General features: G+C 45.0%; 24 protein-coding genes. 9 read left to right on the top strand and 15 right to left on the bottom strand.

Features of this window, described 5'->3' with window-relative positions:
* Nucleotides 1-38: 38 nt before the first annotated feature.
* Nucleotides 39-887 carry an SAM-dependent methyltransferase gene (locus ICE88_RS06225; RefSeq protein WP_216250642.1) on the top strand — a complete coding sequence of 283 codons (849 nt, stop codon included), beginning with the start codon at nt 39-41 and terminating at the stop codon, nt 885-887.
* 110 nt (nt 888-997) lie between these two features.
* Here the strand turns inward: ICE88_RS06225 and ICE88_RS06220 are convergent, their stop codons facing one another.
* From ICE88_RS06220 to ICE88_RS06205, 4 genes are all read right to left on the bottom strand, one after another.
* On the bottom strand, nt 998-1,279 hold the full coding sequence (locus ICE88_RS06220; protein WP_089516399.1) for an HU family DNA-binding protein: 282 nt from the start codon (nt 1,277-1,279) through the stop codon (nt 998-1,000).
* A gap of 209 nt (nt 1,280-1,488) precedes the next feature.
* Entirely contained in the window at nt 1,489-2,799 is a 1,311-nt protein-coding gene (gene serS / locus ICE88_RS06215) for a serine--tRNA ligase (RefSeq protein ID WP_216250638.1), read from the bottom strand.
* 89 nt (nt 2,800-2,888) lie between these two features.
* Nucleotides 2,889-3,560, bottom strand: coding sequence for an outer membrane lipoprotein carrier protein LolA (locus ICE88_RS06210; RefSeq protein WP_216250634.1), 672 nt, complete (start codon nt 3,558-3,560; stop codon nt 2,889-2,891).
* A 31-nt stretch (nt 3,561-3,591) separates the two neighbouring features.
* Nucleotides 3,592-5,898 carry a DNA translocase FtsK gene (locus ICE88_RS06205; RefSeq protein WP_216250632.1) on the bottom strand — a complete coding sequence of 769 codons (2,307 nt, stop codon included), beginning with the start codon at nt 5,896-5,898 and terminating at the stop codon, nt 3,592-3,594.
* Between the two features lie 51 nt (nt 5,899-5,949).
* On the opposite strand from ICE88_RS06205, the gene trxB reads away from it, so the two are divergent.
* Nucleotides 5,950-6,903, top strand: coding sequence for a thioredoxin-disulfide reductase (trxB, locus tag ICE88_RS06200; protein ID WP_216250630.1), 954 nt, complete (start codon nt 5,950-5,952; stop codon nt 6,901-6,903).
* A gap of 109 nt (nt 6,904-7,012) precedes the next feature.
* Here trxB and glnK read toward each other — a convergent pair whose 3' ends face one another.
* The 3 genes from glnK to ppa are packed head-to-tail and all read right to left on the bottom strand — an operon-like array spanning nt 7,013 to nt 9,613.
* The gene (gene glnK / locus ICE88_RS06195; protein WP_216250629.1) at nt 7,013-7,351 is read right to left on the bottom strand and encodes a P-II family nitrogen regulator; all 339 of its coding nucleotides are present in this window, start codon (nt 7,349-7,351) and stop codon (nt 7,013-7,015) included.
* A 55-nt stretch (nt 7,352-7,406) separates the two neighbouring features.
* Nucleotides 7,407-9,035 (bottom strand): NAD+ synthase, encoded by a 1,629-nt coding sequence (locus tag ICE88_RS06190; protein WP_216250626.1) that lies wholly within the window; start codon nt 9,033-9,035, stop codon nt 7,407-7,409.
* Between the two features lie 44 nt (nt 9,036-9,079).
* Nucleotides 9,080-9,613 (bottom strand): inorganic diphosphatase, encoded by a 534-nt coding sequence (gene ppa, locus ICE88_RS06185; RefSeq protein WP_216250625.1) that lies wholly within the window; start codon nt 9,611-9,613, stop codon nt 9,080-9,082.
* Between the two features lie 249 nt (nt 9,614-9,862).
* Between ppa and ICE88_RS06180 the strand changes: the two genes are divergently transcribed.
* Both ICE88_RS06180 and ICE88_RS06175 read left to right on the top strand, forming a co-directional pair.
* On the top strand, nt 9,863-11,263 hold the full coding sequence (locus ICE88_RS06180) for a DEAD/DEAH box helicase (protein WP_255535236.1): 1,401 nt from the start codon (nt 9,863-9,865) through the stop codon (nt 11,261-11,263).
* Nucleotides 11,264-11,764 carry a chorismate lyase gene (locus ICE88_RS06175; protein ID WP_216250622.1) on the top strand — a complete coding sequence of 167 codons (501 nt, stop codon included), beginning with the start codon at nt 11,264-11,266 and terminating at the stop codon, nt 11,762-11,764.
* A gap of 77 nt (nt 11,765-11,841) precedes the next feature.
* Here ICE88_RS06175 and ICE88_RS08555 read toward each other — a convergent pair whose 3' ends face one another.
* Nucleotides 11,842-11,976 carry a hypothetical protein gene (locus tag ICE88_RS08555; RefSeq protein WP_255535235.1) on the bottom strand — a complete coding sequence of 45 codons (135 nt, stop codon included), beginning with the start codon at nt 11,974-11,976 and terminating at the stop codon, nt 11,842-11,844.
* A gap of 58 nt (nt 11,977-12,034) precedes the next feature.
* On the bottom strand, nt 12,035-12,895 hold the full coding sequence (locus tag ICE88_RS06170; RefSeq protein WP_216250620.1) for an NAD(P)H-hydrate dehydratase: 861 nt from the start codon (nt 12,893-12,895) through the stop codon (nt 12,035-12,037).
* Between the two features lie 52 nt (nt 12,896-12,947).
* Between ICE88_RS06170 and ICE88_RS06165 the strand changes: the two genes are divergently transcribed.
* Entirely contained in the window at nt 12,948-13,604 is a 657-nt protein-coding gene (locus tag ICE88_RS06165; protein WP_216250617.1) for a glutathione S-transferase family protein, read from the top strand.
* A gap of 79 nt (nt 13,605-13,683) precedes the next feature.
* Here ICE88_RS06165 and ICE88_RS06160 read toward each other — a convergent pair whose 3' ends face one another.
* Nucleotides 13,684-15,951, bottom strand: a complete 2,268-nt coding sequence (locus tag ICE88_RS06160; protein WP_255535234.1) for a cation-translocating P-type ATPase — start codon at nt 15,949-15,951, stop codon at nt 13,684-13,686.
* A 69-nt stretch (nt 15,952-16,020) separates the two neighbouring features.
* Here ICE88_RS06160 and ICE88_RS06155 point away from each other — a divergent pair, with 69 nt between their 5' ends.
* Genes ICE88_RS06155 through ICE88_RS06145 form a run of 3 tightly spaced genes read left to right on the top strand, consistent with a single transcriptional unit; the run spans nt 16,021 to nt 17,353 of the window.
* A complete protein-coding gene (locus tag ICE88_RS06155) occupies nt 16,021-16,224 on the top strand; it encodes a heavy-metal-associated domain-containing protein (protein WP_216250610.1) in 204 nt (67 codons plus the stop codon).
* Nucleotides 16,224-16,889 (top strand): site-2 protease family protein, encoded by a 666-nt coding sequence (locus ICE88_RS06150; RefSeq protein WP_216250607.1) that lies wholly within the window; start codon nt 16,224-16,226, stop codon nt 16,887-16,889. Before ICE88_RS06155 ends, ICE88_RS06150 begins: the two co-directional genes overlap by 1 nt.
* 17 nt (nt 16,890-16,906) lie before the next feature.
* The gene (locus ICE88_RS06145) at nt 16,907-17,353 is read left to right on the top strand and encodes a cytochrome c (protein WP_216250604.1); all 447 of its coding nucleotides are present in this window, start codon (nt 16,907-16,909) and stop codon (nt 17,351-17,353) included.
* On the opposite strand, the gene ICE88_RS06140 is transcribed toward ICE88_RS06145, so the two are convergent.
* Nucleotides 17,338-17,982 carry a cytochrome b/b6 domain-containing protein gene (locus ICE88_RS06140; protein WP_216250602.1) on the bottom strand — a complete coding sequence of 215 codons (645 nt, stop codon included), beginning with the start codon at nt 17,980-17,982 and terminating at the stop codon, nt 17,338-17,340. The genes ICE88_RS06145 and ICE88_RS06140 overlap by 16 nt on opposite strands.
* On the opposite strand from ICE88_RS06140, the gene ICE88_RS06135 reads away from it, so the two are divergent.
* Nucleotides 17,983-18,558, top strand: a complete 576-nt coding sequence (locus ICE88_RS06135) for a lipocalin family protein (protein WP_216250599.1) — start codon at nt 17,983-17,985, stop codon at nt 18,556-18,558.
* Between the two features lie 18 nt (nt 18,559-18,576).
* On the opposite strand, the gene ICE88_RS06130 is transcribed toward ICE88_RS06135, so the two are convergent.
* The 4 genes from ICE88_RS06130 to ICE88_RS06115 form a co-directional block, all read right to left on the bottom strand.
* A complete protein-coding gene (locus tag ICE88_RS06130) occupies nt 18,577-18,879 on the bottom strand; it encodes a hypothetical protein (protein WP_216250595.1) in 303 nt (100 codons plus the stop codon).
* Nucleotides 18,880-18,899: 20 nt separating this feature from the next.
* Nucleotides 18,900-20,330, bottom strand: a complete 1,431-nt coding sequence (locus ICE88_RS06125) for a sodium:solute symporter family protein (RefSeq protein WP_216250593.1) — start codon at nt 20,328-20,330, stop codon at nt 18,900-18,902.
* 117 nt (nt 20,331-20,447) lie between these two features.
* Nucleotides 20,448-21,095: a phasin family protein gene (locus ICE88_RS06120; protein WP_216250591.1), complete on the bottom strand. Its 648-nt coding sequence runs from the start codon at nt 21,093-21,095 to the stop codon at nt 20,448-20,450.
* A gap of 67 nt (nt 21,096-21,162) precedes the next feature.
* Nucleotides 21,163-21,477 (bottom strand): hypothetical protein, encoded by a 315-nt coding sequence (locus tag ICE88_RS06115; protein WP_215290171.1) that lies wholly within the window; start codon nt 21,475-21,477, stop codon nt 21,163-21,165.
* Nucleotides 21,478-21,482: the final 5 nt, after the last annotated feature.

Below are 21,482 nucleotides of genomic sequence, written 5' to 3'. Positions count from 1 at the left end.
ACAAGGATTTACACCGGTTCAAAAACCGCTAAGACGCCATGATCGACCCATCATCAAAAAAAGATGTTTCTTCACAAAAACATGAGATCAGACCGACTCAATCCATTGAACTTTTAAAAGAATTGCACATCCTCACTCGCGATGGCAAGCTCAATCAAGACACACGCAGGAAACTCAAACAGGTTTATCACTTGGTTCAATTCATTGAACCATTGCTTCAAGAGGTCTTGAACCGCAAGGATCACTTGAGCATTGTTGATCATGGCGCCGGCAAGTCTTACTTGGGCTTTATTCTGAACGATCTCTTTTGCAAGTTACAAGAGAAGCCATCAACAATCTACGGCATTGAAGTTCGTGAAGAATTGGTCAAGAAATCTCAAGACTTGGCGAGTCGTTTGAACTTCTCAAATATGCAGTTTCTTCACTTAAGCGCTGAAGAGTCGCTGGATTCAGACCTTCTGCCCAATGAAATAGATGTGGTGACGGCTTTGCATGCCTGTAATACAGCGACCGATGACGCGATTCGCTTTGCCTTTGCCAAGAAGGCCAAGCACGTTGTGTTGGTTCCTTGCTGTCAGGCGGAGTTAGCAGCGGCTTTGAGAAAGACCAAAGCTCAATCGCTTAAAAACGAATTATCAGAAATGTGGCGCCACCCGATTCATACCCGCGAATTTGGTAGTCACATCACCAACGTTTTGCGTTGCCTGCAATTAGAGTCTCATGGCTATGATGTGACCGTGACTGAATTGGTGGGCTGGGAACATTCCATGAAAAATGAGCTGATCATTGCAACTCAGAAGAACTTGCCTGGCCAAAAAGCCCAAGAAAGAAAGATAAAGTTACTGGCTGAAATAGGCTTGAGCAGTCTTGAGGAACGCTTTGCATAGATAGCTTTTAAATGTGTGGGTATTGCGACTCTTGTGATTTTTTAAGATTTTTGATGTTGGGGAAATAAAAAAGGCTGCCTAGGCAGCCTTTTTTAATCTCAGAAGAGAAATTACTTGCGCTTGTTTACAGCGTCTTTGAAAGCCTTACCAGCTGTGAACTTAACAGTCTTAGCAGCTGCAATCTTGATTGCTTCGCCAGTCTTTGGGTTACGGCCAACACGTGCAGCACGCTTGCCTGAACCGAATGTACCGAAACCGATCAATTGAACCTTGTCACCTTTAGTAACAGCCTTGATGATTGTGTCGATTGATGTGTTCAAAACACGCTCAGCAGATGCCTTTGAAATGTCTGCATCTTTTGCAATTTTTTCTACTAATTCAGCTTTATTCATTTTTTACCTTTCAACTTAGAAACTGGGAGTCTGTACATTAGTTATATTTTTTTAATTAAAAACTTATTCCTGATGCACTGACGACATTAAATCACATAATCACTGTGGGAGCTAGTATTTATAACCTTCTTTAGGGTTTCACCTATGTTTTATAGTGGTTGCAGGGTTATACCAGATTATTTCCCAATGAATTCAAGGCTTGCACCTTTTTAAAGCGTGAGCTTTTCTAACCCACCCATGTAAGGTTGCAAGGCTTTAGGTATTTTGATGCTGCCATCGGCTTGCTGATAGTTCTCCAGGATCGCAACACCAGTGCGTCCCACAGCCAAACCAGAGCCATTCAAGGTGTGTACCAATTCAGGTTTATCTTGACCCGTTTTGAAACGAGCCTGCATGCGTCTAGCTTGAAAATCACCCATGTTTGAGCAAGAGCTGATTTCACGATAGGTGTTTTGCGCCGGCAACCAAACCTCTAGGTCATAGGTTTTAACGCTGCCAAAGCCCATATCACCCGTGCACAAGAGAACCTTTCTGTAAGGCAACTCTAGCTTTTGCAAGATAGCTTCTGCATGAGACGTTAATTCTTCCAATGCCGCCATAGATGCTTCTGGCTTGGTGATTTGTACCAATTCAACTTTTTCAAATTGATGTTGGCGAATCATCCCGCGTGTATCACGTCCATAACTGCCTGCTTCAGATCTAAAGCAAGGGGTGTGAGCCACAAATTTCTTTGGCAATTGCTCAGCCGGCGTGATGGTGTCACGCATCAAGTTGGTGACAGGCACTTCTGCAGTTGGAATGAGGTAAAAATTCTCATAAACAGCCTCAACTGATTCATCTTGATCGTCACCACCTACTTTTCGTGGCACTTTGAATAAATCAGCTTCAAATTTTGGTAATTGACCAGTGCCCTTCATGGATTCAGCATTCACGATAAAAGGTACAGCCACTTCGTGATAACCAATTTGGATGTGGTTATCCAACATGAATTGAGCCAAAGCTCGGTGCAAACGAGCAATCTGCCCATGCATCACGGCAAAGCGTGAACCCGTCAACTTTGCGGCACTGTCAAAGTCTAGACCCAATGGGGTCGCCAAATCAACGTGATCTTTGACCGGAAAATCAAAACTTGGAATAGTGCCCCAACGCAAAACTTCCTGATTGGCAGACTCGTCTTTGCCAGATGGCACAGATTCGTGAGGAATATTAGGAATGTTCAATAAAAAGTTATTGAGTTGAGACTGAACAACTGTGAGCTTTTCTGTGAGCGCCTGTAATTCTTGGTTAACGGCCGTAGATTCAGCCATTTCAGCACTGGCATCTTCACCCTTGCCTTTTTTCATGCCCACCGCTTTGGCCAATTGATTGCGCTTGGCTTGCAGTTCTTCTGAACGACTTTGCACTTGCTTACGATCAGACTCTAAAGAAACAAAAGTGTCTTTATCAAGAATAAATTTCCGCTCTGCCAAACGTGCGGCAACGGTATCAAGGTCTTTGCGTAAAAGCTGAATATCGATCATGAGTTTCTCAATGCTATTTTTGTATTTACTGCTATATGCTTATTGCTTAGCTTGGTGCTTAGTTTAATACTTGGTTTGGCACTAATTTTTTACTGAACATTTAGAACATCTGCGCCAGCAGGCGGTGAAAATTTAAATGTATTTGGCGACAAATTAATGTTTGTACGAATTTTACTCAGATTAATCAGAACAATCGTACCAAAGTTGTCATGCAACTCTAAGCCGGCCGGCAGACCATTCGACATTCCAACACCGATTCGGCTGTAGGGCATGTCTCCCGAACCGCCTGTGGCTTTAGGCTTTAACTCCACCCAAAACATTCCACCTTTTTCGCCACCAGAGATTAAGTCAAAATATTCCTCTGCCATGGCACCACCAAAGAGGATGGCCGCAGGACTGGCACTCAATCCTTTGCTTGCAGGGCGCACGGTCAACTGATTGAGGTCTTTATCCCAGAGTAATAGCTTTTGACCATCGGCAATCACTTTTTGCTCAAAAGGTTTGATGGTTTCCCAAACAAACTTACCTGGTCTTTGAAAAACAAAACGACCTTGGCTTTTGCGCAGAACTTTTGGTTGAGCTTCACCCTGTTTGGTAGCCCTGATCTGTTGCTGAGTGAATTCACCTTCAGCATTATTAACAGATGAAATAAATTGTTTGAATTGCTTGATGCCCTCATCTGCAAACACAGCAGGCGACATCAAACAAGAAACGCTCAACAAGAGCGAAAAAGCCAAGTGTTTAAAGTTGATAAAACCCATCTTCATCTTAGATATTTGACTGAGCTTTATCTTAATTGTCGCTTGGGGCACGAACCAAGATATCTCGATTGCCATTGCTGCCCATTTTGGAAACAAGCCCTGCTCGTTCCATGTCTTCTAGCAATCTGGCCGCGCGGTTGTAACCAATGCGCAAATGACGCTGTACCAAAGAAATAGAGGCTCGCTTGTTTTCTAGAATGATGGCCACCGCTTGATCGTAAAGAGGATCGGCTTCACCACTGGCAGATGCCTCACCAGAACCAGAGTCCATTTCTGTCTGAGGCTCCAAGATTGAATCAATGTAATTAGATTCGCCATTTTTCTCTTTTAGCCAAGTCACCACACGATGTACTTCATCATCAGTCACAAAGGCACCATGAACACGGATTGGTAAACCAGTACCAGGTGCCATGTACAACATATCACCCATGCCTAATAAACTTTCAGCGCCCTGCTGATCAAGAATGGTGCGACTGTCAATACGACTACTGACTTGGAATGAAATACGCGTTGGTACGTTGGCCTTGATCAAACCAGTGATCACATCAACGCTTGGACGTTGTGTGGCCAAGACCAAGTGAATGCCTGCGGCACGAGCTTTTTGCGCGATACGAGCAATCAATTCTTCAATCTTCTTACCAACCACCATCATCAAGTCAGCCAACTCATCGATCACGATCACAATGACTGGTGCTTTATGTAAAGGCTCAGGATCATCAGGTGTCAAACTGAATGGGTTGTAAAGATATTCGCCTTTTTCTTCAGCATCAGCGATTTTTTTATTAAAGCCAGCTAAATTACGAACACCGAATTTACTCATCAACTTGTATCGGCGATCCATTTCAATCACAGCCCAATTGAGCGCGTTATAGGCTTGCTTCATGTCTGTGACTACTGGGCACAATAAATGAGGGATGCCCTCATAAACTGCCATTTCAAGCATCTTTGGATCAATCATGATCAAGCGAACTTCATCTGCTTTTGCTTTGTATAGCAAAGATAGAATCATCGAATTGATACCAACTGATTTACCTGAACCGGTGGTACCAGCAACCAAGCAATGTGGCATCTTTGCCAAATCCGCAACAATTGGAGCACCACCAATGTCTTTACCCAAAGACAAGGTCAGAAGCGAGGCACTGTCGTTGTACACACGAGAGCTCAGAATTTCAGTGAGGTGCACTGCTTGGCGATTAGGGTTCGGTAACTCCAAGCCCATGCAAGTTTTACCTGGAATTGTTTCAACCACTCGAACACTTAAAACACCCAAAGCGCGAGATAAGTCTTTTTGTAGATTAACAATCTGACTACCTTTAACGCCCATCGCGGGCTCGATCTCATAACGTGTCACCACTGGACCAGGATGAGCGGAAATCACTTTTACTTCGATGTTGAATTCTTTTAGCTTGCGTTCAATCAAACGTGATGTGAACTCAAGCGTATCGGCAGAGATGGTTTCTTTGACTGGTGGAACTGGGTCTAACAATGACAGTGGTGGCAATTCAGAATCGGTGATTTCAGCAAACAAAGGTTGTTGCTTTTCACGCTCAACTCTTTCACTCTTCACCACGGTCAATGGAGCTCTATAAATAGGCACTGGAGGGAGCTCTTCAATCTTCACGCGCTCTTCTTCAACGATCTCTTCGCGCACTTCAGCAGCCTGCTCACCAATGCGGCGATCTTCTTCAGATTCACGTCGCTGACGAATACGCATCCATGAGACTTCTAAAAATCTACCCAGCTGTTCTGCCAAGGTCAACCAAGAGAATCTTAAGAACAGTGAAACGCCAATCGCTAGAATCACCAATAAAACTAAAGTGGCGCCCGTGAAACCAATCGCCATTTGTAAAGGATCGCCCAAGAGTTCACCCAACACACCTCCAGGTGGTCGAGGTAAATCCATGGTCATGCTGTGCATGCGGATTGATTCAAGCGCCATGCTTGCAATCATGGTCAAGCCAAAGCCCAAGAATCTAGGTAAAAATGGTTCAGGCTCTAATTGCTGACCAGGTAGTTTGGCCGCAGTTAACTCTTGCCAACCGCGAATCGCTCGTCTGAGCAACAAAATGACCCACCAGTAGGCTGATGCGCCAAAAACATAAAACAAGATATCGGCCAACCATGCACCTAAACGACCACCGATATTGGCAATATTGGCGACCTGGTTGGCATGAGACCAAGCTGGGTCACTTTTACTGTAACTGGCCAATACGGCAAATAAGGCCAAAGTCAGGGCCATGAAGGCAATCCATTTGACCTCACGCACAAGGCGGGTCAAACGGGTTTCAGGCCCGCTATTAGCTGGAGGTGGGTTTTGAGAGGATGCAATTCTAGCCATGTTCTCCTGATTGTAATCAACAAGAAACAATCAAAGTCTTATAATTGACTTATGACGACAAAAAATCTTAAACACGCAAAAGTATTGATCCTAGGTTCTGGCCCTGCGGGCTACACAGCAGCCGTTTATGCGGCACGTGCCAACCTAGACCCTGTTTTGATCACTGGCATCGCCCAAGGCGGTCAATTGATGACCACCACAGAGGTTGAAAACTGGCCAGCTGACCCAAATGGCGTTCAAGGACCAGAGCTCATGCAGCGCTTTTTAGAGCACGCAGAGCGCTTTAAGACCGAAATCATTTTTGACCATATCCACACGGCCGCTTTGACAGAAAAGCCGATTCGCCTAGAGGGTGACTCAGGTACTTACACCTGCGATTCTTTGATCATTTCCACAGGTGCTTCAGCCCAGTACTTGGGTATGCCTAGTGAAGAGGCTTTCATGGGTAAAGGCGTGTCTGCCTGCGCTACTTGCGATGGCTTCTTTTACAGAAACCAAGATGTTTGCGTGATTGGTGGCGGTAATACGGCTGTTGAAGAAGCTCTTTATTTGGCAGGCATTGCCAATAAAGTGACGGTGATCCATCGTCGCGATAAATTCCGTGCTGAGCCAATCTTGATTGATCGCCTCATGGCCAAAGTGGCCGAAGGCAAAGTTGCCATTGAATGGAACAGTCATTTAGATGAGGTATTGGGTGACAACACTGGTGTGACAGCTGTTCGCGTTGCCAATTCATCAGGCGCCAAAAAAGAAATCCCACTTAAAGGTGTGTTTGTTGCCATCGGTCACAAACCAAACACTGATTTATTTGTAGGGCAGTTAGATATGGAAAACGGCTACTTAAAGACCAAGAGTGGTTTGGCAGGCAATGCAACAGCCACCAACATTCCGGGTGTTTTTGCAGCTGGCGACGTCCAAGACCACATCTATCGCCAAGCGATTACCAGTGCTGGAACAGGCTGTATGGCTGCATTAGATGCTCAGCGTTATCTAGAAACTTTGTAATAAGGGATGCCTAGGCATTACCCAGATATAAGTTTTTAGTAGAGCTAAAAGTACCAAAAAATAAAGCCCAGAATTTCTGGGCTTTATTTTTTTCAGCTAAGTGTTTTGATCAAACAGCTGATTCGTTGGTTTCACCTGTGCGGATACGGATCACTTGCTCAATTGGAGAAACGAAGATTTTGCCGTCGCCAATTTTGCCGGTGTGAGCTGCTTTAACAATCGCATCAATCACTGCGTCAACGCGATCGTCAGCGACCACCACTTCAACTTTGATCTTAGGCAAGAAATCGACCACATATTCAGCGCCACGGTATAGCTCAGTATGGCCTTTTTGACGGCCAAAGCCCTTGACTTCAGTCACAGTCAAACCTGTAACTCCTAATTCAGCCAAGCCCTCGCGGACCTCATCCAATTTAAACGGTTTAATGATTGCTGTAACTTGTTTCATATTCATCTCCTAATAAATTTGATGATACCTAAATTTCGCTCAAGATATCAAAATATCAAGCACGGAACTTATTGGTAATAGGGTAACGCCAATCCCGGCCAAAAGCTCTTTGAGTAATCCTCACACCAATCGGTGCTTGGCGACGTTTGTATTCGTTGATCTTGATTAAGCGCGTGACCTTCTCCACATCTTCCGCTTTAAAGCCGCGATCGATGATGGATTGAATCGATTCGTCTTGTTCCATATAAAGACCCAGGATGGCATCCAATACTTCATACTCAGGCAAGCTATCTTGATCCTTTTGATCGGGCCTTAATTCAGCCGACGGGGCTCTGGTCAAAATACGCTCAGGAATCACGGCTTCAATGCCATTTCTGTATTGGCACAGGCGGTAAACCAAAGTCTTGGCAACGTCCTTGATCACAGCAAAACCACCGGCCATGTCACCATACAGGGTGCAATAACCCACAGCCATTTCACTCTTATTGCCCGTGGTCAAAACAATCCGACCAGACTTATTCGATAAAGCCATCAGCAAGGTGCCGCGCACGCGTGCCTGGATATTTTCTTCGGTCGCATCAATCGGCAAACCTTCAAACTCAGAGGCCAATGAAGCATCAAAAGCATCCACCATCGGTGCAATGTTGATTTCATCGTATTGCACACCCAAGTTATCAGCCATTTGTTTGGCATCAATCCAAGAGATGTCTGCGGTATAGCGTGAGGGCATCATCACTGCACGCACCTTATCGGCGCCCAGTGCATCTACTGCAATCGCTAAGACCAAGGCTGAATCAACACCGCCAGACAAACCAATGATGGCGCCCGGAAATCCGTTTTTACTCAAGTAATCTTTTACGCCCAAGACCAAAGCGTCATAGACTTGCGCTTCAATTGAGGTCGCTGGGCTGATGGTGTTTTGTACCAAGTCATTGATGCCAGCGTCCTGATTAAATTCAATGAATGCCAAGCACTCTTTGAAGTGAGGCAGACTCAAAGCAACTTCACCTGACTTAGTCAAAGCAAACGAAGCGCCATCAAACACCAATTCGTCTTGTCCGCCAACCGCGTTCAAGTAAACCAACGGTAAGCATGTTTCTAAAACAATTGACTTGATCACTTGTTGACGAAGTTCTTGTTTTTCCAAGTGATAAGGTGATGCGTTCGATACGATCAAGAGCTCCGCTCCTGCGTGCTTGGCTTGGGCAGCTGGGCCACTGTGCCATGCATCTTCACAAATGAGAATACCTACTTTTGTGCCATCAATATCAATCACGCAGGCGTCATTACCTGGCTCAAAATATCTCACCTCATCAAAGACTTCATGGTTCGGTAATTTTTGTTTGGCGTAAGAGGCAATCACTTTGCCGCTAAACAAAATGCTGGCCATGTTTTGCAAGCCAGCAGATGTTCTTTGGGGATGCCCAACCAACACCCTTAGATTTGGATAAATGGCCAATGCTTTAGCCAATTGATTCAATTGCTGGTCAACGGCCTGGATGAAGGCATCTCTTAACAGTAAATCTTCAGGCGGATAACCCGTGAGAGATAACTCGGGTGTTACCAGTAATTTAGCGTCCTTGGCAGCAGCGTTTTTTGCAGCATCAAGGATCAACTGCGCGTTCTTGGCTAAATCACCAAGAACGGGGTTTGATTGAGAGAGGGCAATAAAAAACGGAGGCATGAGAAACATTATCCCATTGCCTCCGTTTAGCGTCAGAAGACTGCTTATTTAGTCTTGTTGTAACGCTCTACGCTGTCCATGATTTCTTTCTTGGCAGCGTCAATACCTTCCCAACCCTTCACTTTCACCCACTTACCTTTTTCAAGGTCTTTGTAGTGCTCAAAGAAGTGCTGAATCTGTTGGGTCACCAATGGGTTCAAATCTTCCATTTTCTGGATATCTGCGTACATTGGAAGGATCTTTTCAGTTGGTACAGCCAATAACTTAGCGTCGCCACCTGATTCATCATCCATGTGCAACACGCCCAAAGCGCGGCAAGTGATCACAACACCTGGTGGAATTGGGAATGGTGTCAACACCAACACGTCCGCAGGATCCCCATCATCTGACAATGTTTGTGGGATATAGCCATAGTTGCATGGGTAATGCATGGCTGTGCCCATGAAACGATCCACAAATACCGCGCCAGACTCCTTGTCCACTTCATACTTCACTGGGTCTGAATTCATCGGAATTTCAATGATGACATTGAACTGATCTGGGATCTTTGATCCTGGTTGAACGTTGTTTAAGCTCATTTTTTCTCCATACAATACATTTAGTTGGGACGAATCTTAGCAAAGCAAACCATCACAATCCTGACGGCTCATTTATGCAGTGCAGCAATAAAAGCGAAAGTATGGCATAATCTTAGCTGTAGTATGAAACATCGCCCCCAGCCAGAGTTCTGATTTAGAGAACATCATGCCTTTTTGTTTGTCTGTTGGTCGATGCCTTAATTGACCAAACCACAGAAAGGACATCCCTCTTTAGGGATGTGCGCGACTATGACTATTAGTTTTAAAGAACTGGGCTTAGCCCAACCCCTACTTCAAGCAACTGAAGCTCTTGGCTATACACAGGCTACTCCTGTACAAGAAAAAGTGATCCCTGCTGCCCTAATCGGTGGCGACTGGATGGTTAGTAGCCAAACAGGTAGCGGAAAAACAGCTGCTTTCTTATTACCTCTATTGAATCAATTGCTAGCGGCTAATCCAAACGGCAAACCTGTTCCAGGTCGTGCTGAGCCACAAGTATTGGTTTTATGCCCAACACGTGAACTTGCACAGCAAGTGAGTGCAGACGCCATTAACTTGGTTAAGTTTGCCCGCGGTATCCGCATTGCAACCATCATGGGTGGTATGCCTTACGGTAAACAAATTTCTCAAATCAAAGGTGCCAACTTAGTGGTTGCCACACCTGGTCGTTTGTTGGACTTGAGCAACAGCCGTGCGATTCGCTTGGATAAAGTGAAATGCATGATTGTTGACGAAGCAGACCGCATGTTGGATCTTGGCTTCCAAGACGACATCGAAGCCATCCATGAATTATGTTCAGACCGTGGTCAAACCTTGATGTTCTCAGCAACATTTGCTCCGCGCATCATGCAATTGGCCACAAGCCTCATGAACAACCCTGGCCGCATTGAATTGGCCAGCGCTCATGACAAACATGAAAACATTTCTCAGACATTGCATTGGGCGGACAGCGTTGCTCACAAGCATAAGTTGTTGAGCCACTGGTTATCAGACCCAACAATGGAACAAGCTGTTGTGTTCGCTAGCACTCAAGTAGATAGCGAATCAATTGCTGATTCATTGCGCGCTGATGGACATGAAGCAACTGCCCTTCACGGTGCAATGCCTCAAGCCGTTCGTAACCGTCGCTTGCAATCATTGCGCAAAGGTCAAACTCGTATCTTGGTAGCAACTGATGTGGCTGCTCGCGGTATCGACGTTCCAACCATCACGCACGTGATCAACTTTGGCTTACCAATGAAAGCTGAAGATTATGTTCACCGCATTGGTCGTACAGGCCGCGCTGGTCGCAGTGGTGTTGCCATCACTTTGGCTGAACATCGCGATCGTTCAAAGATCCGTGCCATTGAACAGTACACACAACAGCCATTACAAGCTGAAGTGATTCCTGGACTTGAGCCACAAGAAAAATCACGCAAGCCATCACACCGTCCAGGTGCTGGTCGCCCAGGTAGATCTTTTGGTGGCAAAGGTGCTAGCAATGCTTCAAATCGTCAAGGTCAAAATTTCGGCCAAGGCGAAGGTAAGACATTCAAGCAAAATCATTTTGCAAAGCCAACCGGTCCTAAGTTTGCTGGTTCAGGCAAGCCTTCTTCAGGTCCTAAGTTTGGCGGCGGTAAACCTTCAGGTCAAAAGCGCTCATTTGCGTAAATGAAAAAGCTTCGCCAGTCTTGGTTGAATCTTGATCACACGGTGCTGCATGCAGCACCGTTGGTCTGGCAGGACTGGTTAAGCAACCCTCATTCCCTCACCCAACTCATCGCAGAGAAAACCCAATCAACAGTCACTGTTGAGGTTTCCAGCGATTGCAGGCAAGGCCTGCTAGCAGACGAAGCAGCCCTCTTTGGCAACTCCATTCGTCGCTGTCGTATTCGAGAAGTCTATCTATGCGTCAATGATGTTCCAGTTGTTTTTGCGCGCAGCGTATTACCCACCAGCAGCTCCACAGGCGTAAATCGCGATGTCTTACAACTTGGTAGCAAGCCATTGGGCGAAGTGCTGTTTAAAAAAGGTAAAGCGCCGATTCTGTTGCGAGAAATAACTGAGATACCTGGCTTAGGCTGGGGAAGAAGAAGCCTCTATCAACTCAGAGGTCACCCCATTCTGATCAGTGAATTCTTCTTACCTGAGTTACTTGATCAAATGAAATAAACAAGCAATCAAATAAGAGAACAAATAAAAAAGCTGCCAAGGTTTCCCAAGGCAGCTTTTTTTAAAACTTATTTTGATTACAGAACGTAACCGATGTGCGCAGCAGCTAGAGCGAACAAAATTGCCAAACATGTAGCAGCGGCCAACATCACGATCAATGTGATGATCTTTTGGTTGATTTCGTCTTTACTTTCTTTGTGCCATTCGTTCATTTAAAGCTCCCTGATCAAAATATTCTCTATGGACCATATTATCCATGAAAAAGCTCTTTTATTTGATATTTATCAAATTTCTTATCTCTTTAATGACTTCCGAGGGTGTCAAGCCGATCGGCCCAACACCTTGATTTAAAAGGCTATCAGCCGCAGCAGCATGAAGCTCTACCGCCAGACAACTGGCCTCAAATGGGTTGATGTGGTGCTTGATTCCCTGGCTCATGATGGCTGCAATCACCCCAGTCAAGACATCCCCCATACCAGCAACCCCCATGCCAGGATGACCCTTGAGACACATCTGAGTTGCTTCATTCAATTGAGGAGATTTGATCAAAGTGTGTTGACCTTTGAGCACAACGATGGCTCCTGTCAATGCGACGAGTTGATCAATTGCCAATGGTCGGTTGATTTGCACTTGCTCAGCGGTGGTGTTGAGTAATTTAGCGGCCTCACCTGGATGAGGTGTTATCACTGTGCTCAATGTTGGGCGACTCTTGAGTTGCTTCATCAGTTCAAGATCACCCGCGATTAAATTAAGTCCATCAGCATCAATGATCAACAAAGCAGATGACTGCAAGGCATCACTCAATAAATCGCGAGCTTGCGCGCTCTGACCTAAACCAGGGCCAATCGCCAACACATCGGCTTGGGCCTGCGCCATCATTTCTCTTGATGCATGACTCAACATCAATTCAGGTTGCTCTGAAAGCACTGATAAGGCGTGCTCATCCAAAAAGTCAATCATCACCCATCCAGCACCAGCATGCAGAGCTGCACGACCAGATAACAAAATAGATCCGGCCATTCCAGGGGCTCCACCAATGATCAAGACCTTGCCAGCATGGCCTTTGTGCTCATGGGGTTGCCGAATTAGGCGGCTGCGTAGATGCAGAGAATTGAGTTCTTGAGGATTCATGAGTTTTCTATTAAGTCTATACTCAAGACTACAACAAAAAAGGGGATCAACAATGAATTTGCATTTGTACTACTGTCCAGGAACCTGTTCTTTCGTTCCTCACGTGATGCTTGAATTAGTCAAAGAAAGCAAAGGTCAAGATTTCTCATCGACCATGATCACTTTGCGTACCGGTGAACACTTGAAACCTGAGTACCAAGCAATCAATCCAAGAAGCCAAGTGCCTGCATTGATTGTTGATGGTCAATTGGTGACACAAGTCATAGCGATCACCAACTTCTTGAACGAAGCATTCCCAGAAGCTGGCATCTTCCCGAACGATCCAATGGAAAAAGCACAAGCCCTATCCATGCTTGCCTGGATGAACAACACAGTTCACCCAACCTTTACCAGAGTGTTTAGACCCGAGCGCTTTGGTGACGAAGCAGGCAAAGCAAGCGTTAAAACAATGGCACTGGAAATGTTCAAGACTCATCTTTTAGAGATTGATAAATCAGTGGCAGATGGCCGCTCATTCATTTGTGGCAATCAATTAAGCCCTGCAGATCTTTACGCAGTTGCCTTCATTCGTTGGGCTGGCATGGCTGGTATCAATCCAGCTAACTACCCTCAGTATCAACGTTACGCTGCAGCGATTGCAGCTTTACCAGTGGTTGATCGCATCATGACCAAAGAAGGTATTAACTTAAATACTTACGTTGGTAAGTAAGTCAGTAAATCACTAAATAAGTGAATAAGTTAGTTCGAAATTTTTTTAAGTCATACATCTAGGCCCAAATTCTGAGTAATCAGGGTTTGGGCCTAGACCATTTTCTGAGTAGTAAAGCATTCCCCACCACACTCACACTCGATGCTGCCATCGCGGCTCCCGCAATCATAGGAGTTAAATAGCCTAGTGCAGCCAATGGAATACCAATCAAGTTATAAACAAAAGCCCAAAATAAGTTTTGTTTTATTTTCTGCCAGGTTTTGGTCGATATCTGAATCGCATCAGGCACCAGTGCAGGGTCACCACGCATGAGAGTGATACTCGCTGCATGCATGGCAATGTCCGTTCCGGTTGATACGGCAATACCAACATCGGCAACCGCCAGCGCGGGCGCATCGTTCACCCCATCCCCCACCATGGCCACATAACTGCGTCCATTGATGGCTTTTAAAGATTCAATGATGGCGGCTTTTTCTGCAGGCAAGACTTGTGCATACACTTCATCAATGCCAATGGTTTTAGCAAGTAAATCAGCGACCAGTTGGTTATCGCCAGAAATCATCACCGTTTTAATGTTCATTGATTTGAGTCGTTGAATCGCTTCACTCACACCTGGCTTTAGCTCATCCCCAAATGAATAAATCGCCAAAATCAAATGATTAGATGCATCTGTCACATCAACCAAACAAGAAACACTGTGACCAAGATTTAATTCATTGACTGCAACCACCTGCATTTGCTCAGAGGCATGCTCCTTAATTGCATGAAAGCTCACAAAGGCGATGACTTTACCTTGATAAGCACCTGTCAAACATTGGCCCTCAATGCCCTTACCCACGTTGGCAAGAATCGTGGCATAGCCTTCTGCATTCACATGACGCTTCACACCAAACTGAATCATGGCTTTTGCCAAAGGATGTTCACTGCCCATTTGCAATCCCAAGGCCAAAGCATGAATTTGCTGATCTTCTGAAGTACTGAAGTTATGGAAATTTTTAACGCTCGGTTTACCCAGCGTTAATGTGCCAGTTTTATCAAAGGCCACAGTGTTGATGCGGTGAGCTAATTCAAGGGCCTCTGCATCTTTGATCAAAATGCCAAACTTTGCTGCCACCCCAGTACCAGCCATGATGGCCACAGGTGTTGCTAAACCTAAAGCACAAGGGCAAGCAATCACTAAAATTGCTACTGAATACAACAGGGCATTTTGTGTGTCGTTAAAAATGAATGCGTGAACTAAGAAGTTAAGTACTGCGATCAAAACCACTGCTGGCACAAACCAAGCACTGACCTGATCCACCAATCTTTGGATGGGAGCTTTGTCAGCTTGGGCATTTTCGACCAAAGCAATCATCTTAGCTAAAACGCTTGTCTCACCAATGCCGGTTGCCTGAATGATCAATCGCCCAGAACCATTCAAAGAACCGCCAATCACAGTTGAACCTTTTTCTTTTTCAAGCAACTTCGATTCACCAGTCAACATCGATTCATCAATTTCGCTGAGACCCTCGATCACCAAGCCATCGACCGGAATGCGCTCACCAGGAAGAACCAAGACCCAATCACCAGGCAGTATTTGTGCGATTGGTAAATGCTCATAATCCAATTGATTTAAATCACGCTGGCGCAATAGCTTGGCCTGATCAGGCCACAAAGATTGCAGAGCCGTGATGGCTGCGGTGGTTTCTTTTTTAGCCCTGGCCTCTAACCACTTACCCAACATCACCAATGAAATCACCACCGCTGAACTTTCAAAATAAAGTTCATGTGGCTCATAACTTCGACCCCAGTCCGATAAGTACCAAGTGTAAATACTCAAACCATAAGCAGCTGTCGTTCCAAGTGCGACCAACAAGTCCATATTGCCCGAGCCCATGCGCAAGGCTTTAAAGCCAGCCACATAAAAACGAGAACCCAAAATAAACTGCACAGGACTTGCTAACAAGAACTGTACCCATGCAGGTAACATCCAATGCATTCCAAAGGGCATGAGCAGCATCGGGGCAACCAATGGCAGAGACAGTGCGATGGCCAACATAACAGCGCCCTTGCCATGCAAATTAATCACGTTGCTTAGCTTGGCACTTGTTGATGAATCTTCTGTTGATTTTGAATTTGTTGTTTGGCGACTAAAGACACTCGCCTCAAATCCTGCTTTTTCAACCGCAGCGATCAAAAGACTGGTGATGGCTTGAGGTTCTTGATTGATTCTGATCTGAGCTTTTTCAGTTGCTAAATTAACGCTGGCAGCATCAACCCCCGCAACTTTTGATAATGATTTTTCAAGCCTAGCCACACATGAGGCGCATGTCATGCCGCGTATGTTTAAGGTGACTAATTGACTCATAAGCTCCATAATGGAATAAGTTAAGATTCACATAGATTGTCCTCCTTATATTAGGAAACTACAAAAAATATGACATTCATTTTTACCGTTAAAGGCATGAACTGTGGTCATTGCACCCAGGCCATCACAAAAGCCATTACTGAACTCGACCCCCAAGCAACGGTTGATACAGACATTCCTAAACAAACAGTAGCAGTGACAAGCAGCCTCGAGCGTGAAACTTTGAGCGAGGCCATTGTTGATGCTGGTTACGACATTGTGGCGGTCGCATAATGGATATCGCAAACATCATTCAGACAGTCGCCATTTATGCGATCCCAGTTATTTTTGCGATTACCTTGCATGAAGCGGCACACGGTTATGCGGCCAAGAAATTTGGCGACAACACAGCCTACGCTTTAGGTAGGGTCACACTCAACCCCATCAAGCACATTGATCCAATGGGCACGATCGCTGTGCCGCTATTGCTGTACTTTGCTACGGCAGGAACTTTTTTATTTGGTTACGCCAAACCAGTCCCAGTTCGCTTTGGTAATTTAAGACATCCTAAGAAAGATATGATTTGGGTGGCTCTGGCAGGCCCAGGATCGAATTTGATTCAGGCCATTTTTTGGGCCATCATATATTTGCTCTTGGTCAAGGTATCACTCACCGAGCGTTTCTTCCTAGAAATGTGTCAAGCAGGTGTATTGGTCAACGTGGTGATGTTTGCCTTTAATTTATTCCCTCTTCCACCCTTAGATGGTGGACGTATCTTGGTAGGCGTGTTACCTTGGAAACAGGCTGCGATGGTCTCAAGAGTTGAACCTTGGGGCTTTTACATTGTTTTAGGTTTGGTGGTCACCGGTGTGATCAGCACCCTTTGGATGCGGCCAGTGATGTCTGCAACTTACTGGCTCTTAGATGCTTTACTTGTTCCACTTCGTTTCATTTTTTAATAACTCAGGAGATATCCATGAAACAACCGATCTTAGTAGCAGGTGTATTGCTTTCACTATTAGCGCCCGGCATGGCTCATGCTCAATTTGCCAAAACTGAAGATGCCATCAAATATCGCGCAGCAACCTTTGTGGTGATGGGTAACCATTTCTCCAGAATTGGTGCTGTTGTTAAAGGTGAAAAGCCATTTGATAAAAATGAAGTTGCTGCAAACGCTGCAGTGGTTGCCAGCTTGGCTCACCTTCCATGGCAAGCATTTGGTCCAGGGACAGAAGGCGGTAAATCATTGCCTGAAATCTGGAAAGAAATGGATAAGTTCAAAGCTGGTAGCGAGAAAATGCAAAAAGCTGTGGCTGAATTAAACACAGCAGCTAAGGCTGGCGATCTAGAAACGATTAAAAAGGCATTTGGTGAAGCAGGTAAATCTTGCAAAGCCTGTCACGATAACTATCGTAAGAAGTAATACATGATCAAAGCGATGGTAATCATTATGGCCATCGCTTTGAGTCTCACCTTTGAGTCGTCCTGAATCAAAGGCTCCTTAGCAGCATCTGCCAATTCCTTATCACCCGTGATCATCGCAGAAGTCAGATTGATTCTCTTGGCATATTTGTAATACAGAATTGCTCCAATGTGTGTTGCCACCAATGCAAGCAGCACCCATTCATTCCAACGATGAAATGAAGTCAAAAGCTCTACCCACGCAGAAGCCACATATTTAGCAAGTGGTCCATCAAAGGCAATGTCATCTGTTGCAAATAAGCCTGCCAAGGCTTGCGCCAAAAATAAACCAAGTAATACAAGAACAGAAATTGCACCCATTGGGCTGTGTCCAGGGGTTTCAGATGGATTCTTAAGATAGGCTAAGATGGCTTTAGGAGACTTGATAAATTGTGCAAAGCGCGCATAATGCGTGCCCACAAAACCCCAAACGAGTCTGAAAGCAATCAAGGCTAAAACAAGATACCCAAAACGACCGTGCCAAATCATGGCATTACCACCTAATTTGACAGACACAAAACTGCCGATCACTGCCATGACCAACAGCCAGTGAAATAATCTCAGAGGTAGATCCCAAATACGAATTTTCATATGTGTATCAATTTAGTTTACGATGTGATGATGCGTAAATACATTTATATTTTCTTTATTTCAATCACGAGCGTTTTCATTTTAAGCGCTTGCGCCAATCAGGCGGTTTACCGTCAATCAAGCAGCCCTTTAAAAAGCGTCAGCTCCGTTGACTTGAATCGCTACCTTGGCACCTGGTATGAAATCTACCGTCTACCCAATTGGTTCGAGGGCACAGACTGCGTGACCGTCTCAGCTCAATACGCCATCAGAGATGACGGCAATATCAGCGTTCTTAATACCTGCCTTAAAAAGGACGGTCCCAAGGTCGCTAACGGTATTGCTAAAGTGGTTCCAGGCTCCAATAACTCTCAACTCAAAGTGTCTTTCTTCAGACCTTTTTATGGGGATTACTGGGTGATCGATTTGGCAGAAGACTACTCTTGGGTGTTGATTGGTGAACCAGCAGGCAAGTATTTTTGGATTTTGGCCAGACAAAAACAACTGGATCCAAAGCAAGAAGAAGCGCTTTTGGTCAAAGCTGAAAAATTAGGCTATCAACGCAAAGATTTGATCAAGCCAAGTAATAGCCTTTAAAGACTTCTGAATGCGTTTTTAATGTTTTGATAGAACATCATTGCTGGTGCGCTCTTGGCCATCAGCAAATAACTTGTAGCAAAGACCAGCGCCTGTTTGATTGCGGACCTTCTTAGCAGCCTCTTGCATTTTGTACATGGTATTGAAGCAATCCATGCGCGAATCAAATTGATATGTTTTGATTTCGGTCGGCTTGTTGTTTTTGAGCAATGTGAATTCTAAGGTCCAATGAGTGTCACCCATTACCCTGGGCGCATCTTCCTTATGACCTAATTGGCAGGCCGTTAAGAAGATTGCACTCAGTAGTAATAGTTTTCTCATTCAGCGTCTCATTCAGTGATTCACTGCCCCATTTTTACTTGATCATAGTCATGTTTATTTGGCACCAAATAAGCACCAATCAACATACCAAACGCACTGGCTATCAAGCCCAATAAATGAGGCTCAACCAGTAATTCAGCGTTTGTGAACTCTAATAGTAACCATACACCCAAACCAAAGGTGATAGCAAGAGCAGCGCCCAGATTGCTCGCTCTCTTCCAGAACAAGCCGGCTGCCAAAGGCACAAAAGCGCCAGCCAAAGTGATGCGGTAAGCATGCTCAACCATGGTGTGAATCGATGCATCTGTGTAAATCGCATAAAACGTCACAATGCACGCAAAGCAAGCGACCGTGAATTTGGTGGCCCATAAAAATTGTTTATCACTCATGTGTGGCACAACTGACTTCAGAATATTTTCTGAAAAAGTCACCGATGGAGCCAATAAAGTTCCTGAGGCTGTGCTCATGATCACGGATAGCAATGCCCCAAAGAAAACCACTTGCATAAAGAATGGCATTTTTTCCAAAATGAACATCGGCAAAATCAACTGAGAATCTTTGCCAAGATATCTTGCGACCAAATCAGGATCAATCATCGTGGCTGAGTAAGCCAAAAACAATGGCACAGCAGCGAAGAAGAAGTAAGAGATACCACCCAGTGTGGTTCCCCATATAGCCACTCGCTCACTTTTGGATGAGTTAACTCGGGCAAACACATCTTGCTGGGGTATTGAGCCCAAAGCCATGGTCACCAATGCGGCAATCCAAGCAATCATGTCGACCCACTCCAACCTTGGCAAGAACTCAAACTTGCCTGCGGCTGCAGCACTGCTGATCACTTTATCAAAGCCACCCGCCATGTCTCCAGCCATCCAAGAAACCGCCAGTAAGCCAATCACGATCACAATCATTTGCACAAAGGTGGTGATGGCCACAGACCACATGCCGCCGAATAAGGTGTACAACAAAACCACGGCCGCACCAATCAACATACCTTGGGTTTGAGTCAATACATCGTATGAGAGGACATTGAATACAAGCCCCAAAGCAGTGACCTGTGCTGCGACCCAGCCCAAATAAGAAATAACAATGCACAGCGACAGAATCATTTCTGTTTGTTTGTTGTATCTGATTCTGAAAAAGTCACCCAGGGTGAGCAAGTTCATGCGGTAAAGGGGTCTGGCAAATATCAAACCAAAAATAACCAAGCAGATAGATGCGCCCAAAGGATCAGAGATTAATCCGCGAAAACCACTCTCTAAGAAGGTGGCAGAAATGCCTAGAACAGTTTCAGCACCAAACCAGGTGGCAAAGACCATGGCAAGCACCATGGGCAAAGGCAAGTTACGTCCAGCCGTGATGTAGTCCTTGGCACTGTGTACTTTTCTGGCACTTAAGAGACCAATCACAATTGATGCCAATAAATAAATTGCAACTAACCAAAGCAACATAGTTAACCTTTGTATCGAAACTGATTAATTCGCAAATTATAGAGGAGCATTCCTTGAATTTGATAAATAAAAAGCCATGCATCTGCATGGCTTTTTAAGATCTAGTGCACCGATAAATCAAGACTTTACTGACTTCCTTGCTGTCTTTGTAGCAGTCTTTGTGGCCGTCTTTCTAACGACCTTTTTAGCCGCCGTTTTAACTGCCTTCTTAGCAGCTGGTTTTTTACCCGCAGAAGGCGATAACTTTTTACCAGCGTCATGAGCCATTTTTTCTAAATTAGCGAAACCATGTTCTGCAGCTTCTGCAGCCTGCTTTGCCATCTTCCGACCTTCTTTTAAGACCTTGTGACCAGCATCCGACACATCACGCACAATATCTGTGAACTTGTCTGATCCTGCTGGCAAGTTCTTACTGGCAGTTTTTAACCAATCTTCCATGGCTGAGCGCGCTTTGTTGAGATGTTTTTCAACTTCATCGGCCGCCTCATCTTCCATGGATTTCAGAAGGCTTTTGATCTTCTTTTGATAGATAGTCATGCGAGCCATGGCATCTTCAGAAAACTGCTCCTGCAAAGCCTTTAGCTTGGCCACATCATTGGTAGCTGCTTGCTTGGCATAAGACTTGGCATGCTCTATGCTGGCCTTGATTTCAGTGACTTGATGTTCACCAAGCTCTTTGGCAGTCTCTAACAGTCGATGAGATAGAGAAAAAAGTTCTTTGGCACGCTCTTGTTGCCACTTCATGAATTCATGTTGTCCTGACATCGCGACCTCCTATGGATAGTTGATCTTTCATCCTATACCTAATTGAGGGTTTTGCCAACAATGTCACTTATTGAGAGATATCCTTGAACCATCGGCTCAGCCTCAGCTTTTCAATCAACTCTTCTGAGCGTTGACCCAATGTTCTTCTAAAGTAAGCCTGTGATTGTTTGCGATAAACAAAGACCACGGCCACGCCTGCAATACCAGCGGCTAGAAACAGCAAATAAACCAAATCTCCAAACTGTGGCTTGAGGACATAACCAATCAAGGCTGGGATCGCAAAAGCAACAGCCATCAAACCAACATCCAGAATGACGACCGTTAATTCAAAGAATGTGAAGATCAAAAGACAAAGCCCAGTCAGCAAAGTCTTTTTGTTCATCATCT

Source organism: Polynucleobacter sp. AM-26B4 (assembly GCF_018882285.1).
Classification (GTDB): Bacteria; Pseudomonadota; Gammaproteobacteria; order Burkholderiales; family Burkholderiaceae; genus Polynucleobacter.
This window is presented reverse-complemented; position numbering and strand designations above follow the sequence as displayed.